4 protein-coding genes are annotated in these 7,781 nt (G+C 73.7%); 1 reads left to right on the forward strand and 3 read right to left on the reverse strand.

Annotation, left to right across the window (positions count from 1 at the left end):
• Positions 1-4 precede the first annotated feature (4 nt).
• A complete protein-coding gene (locus N5D62_RS15490; protein ID WP_279758749.1) occupies positions 5-343 on the reverse strand; it encodes a hypothetical protein in 339 nt (112 codons plus the stop codon).
• A gap of 792 nt (positions 344-1,135) precedes the next feature.
• On the opposite strand from N5D62_RS15490, the gene N5D62_RS15495 reads away from it, so the two are divergent.
• Positions 1,136-4,012 carry a diguanylate cyclase gene (locus tag N5D62_RS15495; RefSeq protein ID WP_279758744.1) on the forward strand — a complete coding sequence of 959 codons (2,877 nt, stop codon included), beginning with the start codon at positions 1,136-1,138 and terminating at the stop codon, positions 4,010-4,012.
• A gap of 34 nt (positions 4,013-4,046) precedes the next feature.
• Here N5D62_RS15495 and N5D62_RS15500 read toward each other — a convergent pair whose 3' ends face one another.
• Complete coding sequence (locus N5D62_RS15500; protein ID WP_279758745.1) at positions 4,047-6,266, reverse strand: LamG-like jellyroll fold domain-containing protein; 2,220 nt, start codon at positions 6,264-6,266, stop codon at positions 4,047-4,049.
• A 201-nt stretch (positions 6,267-6,467) separates the two neighbouring features.
• Positions 6,468-7,781: sensor histidine kinase (locus tag N5D62_RS15505; protein WP_279758746.1), on the reverse strand; the 1,314-nt coding region annotated here is incomplete at its 5' end.

Raw genomic sequence — 7,781 nt, forward strand, 5'->3', positions numbered from 1 at the left:
CGGCTCAGACCTTCAGGGCGCGTTCGATCTCGGTCAGCTTGTAGCGCGCCAGGGCCAGGTTGCCCTTGGCCCGGTCCAGGACCAGGTAGAGGAACAGGCCGACGTTGTTGGGCACCAGCCGGATCAGGTGGTACTGGTCCGTCAGCGTGATCAGGATGTCCTCGATGCCCTTGCGCAGCCCGAGCGTCTCCATCGTCTGCAGCTTCGCGCGCACCACCTGCGTGTTGCCCGCGGCAGCCAGGTCCAGGTTGATGCCGGTGCCCGCCTGCGCGAGGCACATGCCGCTGCGGTAATCCACCAGGGCGGCGGTCACGGCGCCGTCGATCGTCATGGCCGAGGTCATCGACTGCTGCAGGTTGTTGCTCATGGGAACCTTCTGGCTTTGCGCCGTGGTGGAGAACGCCGGGCCCACCTGGCCCGACAGCTTGTTGAATTCCTCGCCCAGCACGAACCACAGCGTTTCCGGGCTGCTGTCGGGCAGGCGGTACAGGCGCCGCGCCTCGTCGTCCGGACGCAGCATCAATTGCAGCGCCGACTCCTCGACGAGCGCGTTGGGCATGAGCAGCACGCGCACGCGGGGCACCTGCGCGGCGATGGCGCGCAGCAGCACCGCCTGCGCCGTCCGCACCGAGCCCGGGCCCACCAGGAGGAACAGCACCGCGGGACCGGCGCCGGGCGAGAGGTCGTCGGCGTGGCGGGGCGGCCGCACCCAGTCGATGGCGGGCAGCCCGGGCGCGAAGCTCACGCACAGGGACCGGTCCGGATCGGTGTCCGCGCGCGTCGTCCGGCATTGGCTGAGCGCCTGCTCGCCCAGGCGCGTCGTGAGGTCAATGATGCGGATCGCCGGTCTGGTCATCGCTGAGGTCGGAGTGCGGATCGGGGCAGGAGGGCGCGCGCGTCGGACGCGCGCCGCGGGGCGATCGGTCGCGCCGGATCCCACGGCGACCGGGACGGCATTCTTCCGTCTCGCCGGCCAAAAGCCTTCACTGATCCGTCACCGCGAACGAACCGGGGACCGGGGCGTGCAACCTTGCGGAAACGGGCGCGCGGCGTCGCGCGGCGCGTGGCCGCGGCAGGGGGCGAGCGGCTAAGCTCGGCGCCGGAAGAGGCCCGGACAAGGCCCGGAGGAGATGGCATGTCGACTGGATGGATCCGCGCGATCGTGGGCGGGGCGGTGCTGCTCGCGTCGATCCTCGCGCCGTCGACCGGCCGCGGCGAACGCATGAACCTCCTGGAGTTCGGGCAGGCCGAGGGCCTGGGCAACCTCGCGCTCCACGCGCTGCAGCAGGACCCGCGCGGCTTCCTGTGGATCGGCACGGACAACGGCCTGTACCGCCATGACGGGCAGCGGATCGACCGCATCGCCACGCAGGAACTGCGGCGGGTGTTCGCGCTGTCCGCCGCGGGCGAGAACCTGTGGATCGTGGCGGATTCGGGCGCCTGGCTGTGGCGCTCGGGCAAGCTCCAGCACGTGCTGCCGCGGGGCGTGCAGCTGTTCGCGGACTCGCCCGCGGCACTGGCCGCCCGCGGCGACGAGGCCTGGTTCATCACCACGGCCGGCGTGCAGCGCGTCGTGGTCGATCCGGCGACCGGCGGCTGGTCCGCCGACGCGCTGCTGTCGCCGGAGCAGCTCGCGCGCCATCCGGAGATGAAGCAGATCGTCAGCGTCATGGTGGCCCGCGACGGCGCCGTGTGGGTGGGATGCGACCTGGCGATCTGTCGTTGGCGCGACGGCCAGCTCCAGCGCTGGGACGAGCGCGCGGGCGTCGCGCGCCAGCCCTGGCACGCGCTGCTGCAGGCCGCCGACGGCAGCCTGTGGGCGCGGTCGACCGAGGCGGTGCTGGCGCTGGACGAGGGCGCGGCCGCCTTCGTCGACCGGACGGCCCCGGGCGATCGCGGGGACCCGATGCATCGCTACCCGCTGATCGAGGACGCCGCGCACCGGATCCTCACCGCGTCGCAGCACGGCGTGCTGCGCTGGCAGGACCAGCACTGGCGGCTCTTCGGAAAGCGGCAGGGGCTGCCCGGGGACGGTCGCGTCCACGCGCTGCTGAGCGACCGCGAGGGCGGTCTCTGGCTGGGCCTGAACGGGACGGGCCTGCTGCAGTGGCGCGGCTACGGCCGCTGGGAGAGCTGGACCGACGAGGACGGCCTGCCCAGCAGCGTCGTCTGGTCCATCCAGCGCGCCCGGGGACACGACGGCCGGCTGCATGTCGGCACCGGGCGGGGGCTGGCGGTGTTCGAGCCCGGCAAGGGCACGTTCCGCTCCGTGCCCATCGCGCATCGCAGCGACGTGATGCAGGTGTTGCCGGATGGCGGCGACGGGATCTGGGCCGCCACGGACGTCGCCACGCTTCACCGGTTCCGCGGCGGACGCGAGGTGCCCGGCGCCGTTGCCGCGCCGAGCGGCCGCGCCGACGGATTCAGCCGGGCGTTGACGGCCCGGGACGGCGCCCTGTGGGTCCTGACGCCGACCGAGATCCGGCGCTGGCCCGACCATGGCCGTGGCGAGGGACAACCCGTGAAGCCCCCGCCGGGCGGCGCGGAGGAGGCCTTCGCCGATGCCTGCGAGGGATCCGACGGCACGCTCTGGTTCGCGGGCCGTCACACGCTGGCCCGCATGCACGCGGGCCGCTGGCTGCCGCCCCTCGCGGTCGAGGGCGGCGTGGAGTACCTGGCCTGCGGCGCGGACGGCAGCGTCTTCGCGGCCAGCGAGTCCGGCCGCGCCTGGCGGGTCCGGGATCCCCATGCCGACATGCCGTCCCTGGACGCGCTGGAGAGCCCGGTGCTCAAGGGGCGGCTGATCGTGGCGCTGCTGAGGGACAGCCGGGGCTGGTTGTGGATCGGCACGGATGCCGGCCTGGTGGTGCACGACGGGACCCGCTGGAAGCTCGTGGACCGGTCCCAGGGCCTGATCTGGAACGACACCTCGGGCTCCGCGCTCTACGAGGACCGCGACCGGTCGCTGTGGGTGGGCACCAGCCGGGGGGTGTCGCGCCTGATCGATCCCGCCGCCGTCTTCGCGAGCCCGATGCCCCGTCCGCTGCTGCTGTCGGCCACGCGGGGCACCGACCGGCGGCTGGTCCGCGACGGCGAGACGCTGGCCTGGACGCGGGACCGGATCCATCTCCGGCTGGCCTCGCTGCAGTTCGCCGATCGCGCGCTGCAGCTCGAGTACCGCATCGCCGGCCGGGACGACGGCTGGTCCGTCGCGAAGAACGCGGACATCGAGCTGGCGGAACTGGCGCCGGGCCCGTTCCAGGTGGAGGTCCGGCTCGTGGATCCGGACACCGGCCGGCATTCCGAGTCGATCACCTTCGGCTTCACGCTCCGGCCGCCCTGGTGGCAGACGGCGTGGGCGATGACGCTGGGGGTCGTCGCGCTGCTCGGCACGGCCTTTGGGTGGTATCGCTGGCGCCGCCGCCAATGGCGCGAGCGGCAGACCCGGCTGGAGCGCCTCGTGTCCGAGCGCACGCGCGACCTGGAGGCCTCGCGGGCGCAGCTGGAGGAGCTCGCCAGCCGCGACGCGCTGACCGGCCTGTGGAACCGGCGCGCGCTGACGGAGATCCTGCGGCGGGAGATCGTCCGGGCGCGCCGCGAGGGCCAGCCGCTGACGGTCGCGATCATCGACATCGACCATTTCAAACGGGTCAACGACACCCATGGCCATCCCGCGGGCGACGCCGTGCTGAAGACCTTCGCGGGCCGGCTCGCCGGCACCGTGCGGCCGTACGACGCGGTGGGGCGCCTGGGGGGCGAGGAGTTCGTCCTCGTCCTGCCGGGCCTGGACCTGAACGAGCCGCAGGACCGCGAGCGGCTGTGCCGGATGCAGCGCGAGGTCAGCGCGGAACCGACCGCGATCGGCCGCGTGACCAGCTCCTTCGGCGCGGCCATGCTGAGCGAGGCGGCCTGCGACGACGAGCGGCTGCTGGAGGCCGCGGACCGGGCGCTCTATCGGGCCAAGCACGGCGGGCGCGACCAGGTCGCGTTCGACGACGCCGTGCCGGCTTGACGGGCCGGCACGCGACGCCTGCGCCCGGGACGGGTCAAGCGCTCGCCAGCGCCTGCACCTGCGCCGGCGTGAGCGCGCCGCCGTGGATCCGCAGGTCCTGCATCCGGCCGTTGAAGTACGGGTCCTGCCCGTACCGCGCGCGTCCCAGCCAGTTCTGCGTCGTCGCGCCGAGCTGGTAGGGCGCCAGGTCCATCGTGGCGATCGAGGCCGCCGTCGCGCCGTCGACGAACAGCGTGCAGGTCCGGTCCTTGAGCGTCATCGCCAGGTGCACCCAGCGCCCCTTGGGCAGCGGACCGGTCGACACCGTCTGCTCGCCGAAGTAGCTGGTGTTGGTCACGCTGACCCGCGTCGCGTCGGCGCTCACCAGCAGCGACAGGTAGGTGATGTCGGAGGAGCCGAAGTCGAAGACGCGCGCGTTGCCCTTGCCCACGCCGTTCCACCAGACCCAGGCGGTGATCGTGACGTCGCCGACGCCGGCCAGCACGCCCGCGGGCAGCTCGAGATGGCCGGACGTGCCGTCCAGCGCCAGCGCGCGCGTCCCCGCCTTGCGCCCATCGCCCCACGACGCGCCGCCCTTGAGCGCGCCCGCCAGCTTGCCCGCGCCGACGTCGCGCGCCACCGTGCCCTGGCCGTCGTCCAGCGGCAGGTTCAGCAGCAGCGGCGCGTCCAGGTCGACCGTCGCCGTGGCCGAGCTCGACAGCACCGCGCCCGCGCCGTCGAGGGCGCGGATCTGGTACTGCCAGCGGCCCTGCGCCGCCGTGCTGTCGGTCCAGGTGTTCAGGTCGCCCGCGGCGATGCGGCCAAGCTCGGCGAACGCGCTCGACCCGGCCGGCGCGCGCAGCACCGCATGGGCGCTGGCCTCCGCGCTGCCCCACCACGACAGCTGGGCCGCGCCGCCGCGCACGATCGCCTGCACGCCCGAGGGCGCGACGCGCGAGACCTCGGCGTCGCGCGAGAAGGTCAGCGTGCCGAAGCTCAGGTCGTCGCCGCCCCAGGTGTTGCCTTCGGGGCGCAACTGCGCGGCCAGCGCGCCGACCCACGGCGCGGCGAGGCCCTTGCGCTTGACGTAATGGTTGAAGAGGACTTCCCAGCAGGGACGGCCGTTCGGGCGGCCGCCGTCGGACACGGCGGTGAAGGTGCCCTGCCGGTTGCTGTAGACGTAGAACGGCAGCGTGTGGAACGCGCCCGTCGCGTCCTTCAGGTTGGACTTGGCGACGTACTCGGCGCCGGCCAGCAGCCGGTTGTCGTCCATGCCGTAGAGGTCGTCGCCCTGGTTCCAGGCCATCTCGCACAGGTAGCCGGCCATGCCCAGGCTCAAGGTCGCGTGGCCCTGGTCGCGGCCGCTTTCCTGCCATTGCCCCACGTGTCCGGGATGGCGCGCGTAGACCATGTGGCGCGACGCGCCGTTGCCGCGCCCGCCGTTGAAGTAGTCGATCGCCTCCTGGTACACGTCGGGCCGGTCGGCGAAGACGCCGATGGCCAGCATGCCCACCAGGGTCACCAGGTCCCAGTTGGCCCAGTAGTTGGTGATGTTGGAGCCGTTGTGGTCCTTCAGGAAGGCGCTCTGCAGCGGATAGAAGTGGGTCAGCAGCCATTGCTGGCAGGCGGTCCGGTCGGCGGCGCTCCAGCCGTCGTAGGTGCGCAGGATCTCCGCCGCGTTGGCCCATTGGTAGCCGTAGATGCCGGCGGCGAGGACGCGGTCGTTGTTGCCGGTAAGCGTCGTCATCGTGGACACCCAGGCGTTGACGTAGCGCACCGCCTGCGCCGCGTAGGCGGCGTCGTTGGTGACCTTCCAGCGCAGCGCCAGCTGATAGGCGCGCTGCACGTCCTCGACCATCGCGCGGAAGTTCTCGCCGTCGCCGCCGCGGATCGCGGTGACGACCGGCTGCGGGTCGCGGCCCAGCTGCGCGCGGCTGCTCGAGGTCAGCGCCCGCAGGCCCGAGGCCCAGGGCTCGCGCCCGGCCGCGAGCTGCGCCCGCATGCGGGTGAAGTCGGCCTCGGTGTGCAGCAGGCCCGGATGCTTGAAGACCCGGGGCCCCGCGGGCGCCGCCGGGGCGCCGCCCGTCGCCGCGCCGGTGCCGCTGCCGCTGCCGGCGCCGTTGTCGGGGGCGGCCTGGGCATCGGTGGGCGCGTCGCCGCCTCCGGATCCGCAGGCCGCCAGCCCGAGGACGCTGCCCCCGGCCACGAGGGTCCGGCGCATCCATTGGCGGCGGGTACTGGTCGACGCGAGCCACGCGTCAAGGTCGAAGTCCATCACGATGGGGTCCCGGTGTCGCAAGGGGAGAAGAGGAGGGGAACCGCGCCACGGCGCGAGCCGCGCATCTTGTCCCGACATCGTTGTCAGCCCGGGCCCCGTTTCACTCTGTGACCACTCTCGTCGGAGGCGCGCCACAGCTGGTGAGGACTTGATCGTCGAAACCTGCGTCGACCCACGCGACAGGCGGGATCCGGCCCCTCAGGACGTGGGCGGCGGATGCGGGGTCCCGGGCACCACGCGCAATTCGACCGTCGTGCCCGCGCCCGGCGCGGAGACGATGTCCAGCGTGCCGCCCATCAGCCGCGCGCGTTCCCGCATGCCCAGCACGCCGTGGCCGCCGGTCCGCGCGGCCGGGTCGAAGCCGCGGCCGTCGTCGCGGACGGTCAGCGTCCATTGCGCGTCGCGGCGCGTGAGCCCGAGCTCGACATGGGAAGCCGCCGCGTGCCGGCGCACGTTGTTGAGCGACTCCTGCGCGATGCGGAACATCAACGTCGCGGCGTCGGCACCGAGTTCGTTGGCCTCGGCCGGCACCGTGACGGCGCAGGGCACGCCGGTGTCGCGGCTGAACTCCGAGGCCAGCCAGCGCAGGGCCGCCGTCAAGCCGCCGTCCAGCGCCGGCGGCCGCAACTGCGAGACCACGCCGCGCACGGCGGCGATCAGGCGGTCGACCCGCTCGTGCAGCAGGTCCAGTTGCGTCACGTCCGGCAGCGCGGCCTTGGCCGCCCGCGCCCGCAGGACGGAGATCTCCAGGCGCAAGGCCGCCAGTTGCTGGCCGAGCTCGTCGTGCAGCTCGCGCGACACCCGCTTGCGCTCGTCCTCGAGCGCCATCGCGTTGTAGCCGCTCAGGCGGTGCAGCGCGGCCTGCGAGGCTTCCAGCTCGGCGGTCCGTTCCTCGATGGCCCGCTCCAGTTCGCGCCGGCGCGCGCGGGCGCGCCGTTGCGTCCACAGCGCCAGCAGCCAGTACAGCAGCGCGAGGGCGGCCGCGAATCCCAGCCGCGCGCCGGTCGAGCGCCACCAGGGCGGCGCCACCTCGAAGGGCAGGCGCAGGACCGGTCCGGGCGGCTCCAGCGGCACCCGGCCGGCCACGCGCGCCTCGAGGACATGGCTGCCGGCCTCCAGCGCGCCGATGTCGATCGACGCCCCTTCGCCGGGGCGCCAGGGAACGTCGGCGGACAGCCGGTACTCGATCCGCAGCGAACGGGCGAGCGACACGCCCGGCGTGCCCAGCGTGACGCGGAGCTGCCGGGCGGCCCAGGGCACGGGGTCGCGGGGCGGCGCGTGGAACCGCAGCGTGCCGAACTCGAGCAGGTCCGCGCGCAGCGTGGCCGGGGCGGGCGACACGGGCCGGGCGGCGCGCACGCGCGTCAGGCCGGCGCTGGTGCCGATCCAGGCGTCGCCGGACGCGTCGAGCAGGAAGCTGTCGTTGTTGGTGTCGTTCCAGACCAGCCCGGAGGTCCGGTCCAGCAGGCCGCGCCAGGCGCCGGCGCCGTCCAGCATGAAGACGCCCCGGTC

This window comes from Mitsuaria sp. GD03876 (assembly GCF_029840635.1).
Taxonomy (GTDB): domain Bacteria; phylum Pseudomonadota; class Gammaproteobacteria; order Burkholderiales; family Burkholderiaceae_C; genus Roseateles.

Coding starts and splice junctions, on each gene's coding strand:
- N5D62_RS15495 (WP_279758744.1), top strand. CDS start 1,136: ATGTCGACTGGATGGATCCGCGCGATCGTGGGCGGGGCGGTGCTGCTC.
- N5D62_RS15490 (WP_279758749.1), bottom strand. CDS start 343: ATGACCTCGGCCATGACGATCGACGGCGCCGTGACCGCCGCCCTGGTG.
- N5D62_RS15500 (WP_279758745.1), bottom strand. CDS start 6,266: ATGGACTTCGACCTTGACGCGTGGCTCGCGTCGACCAGTACCCGCCGC.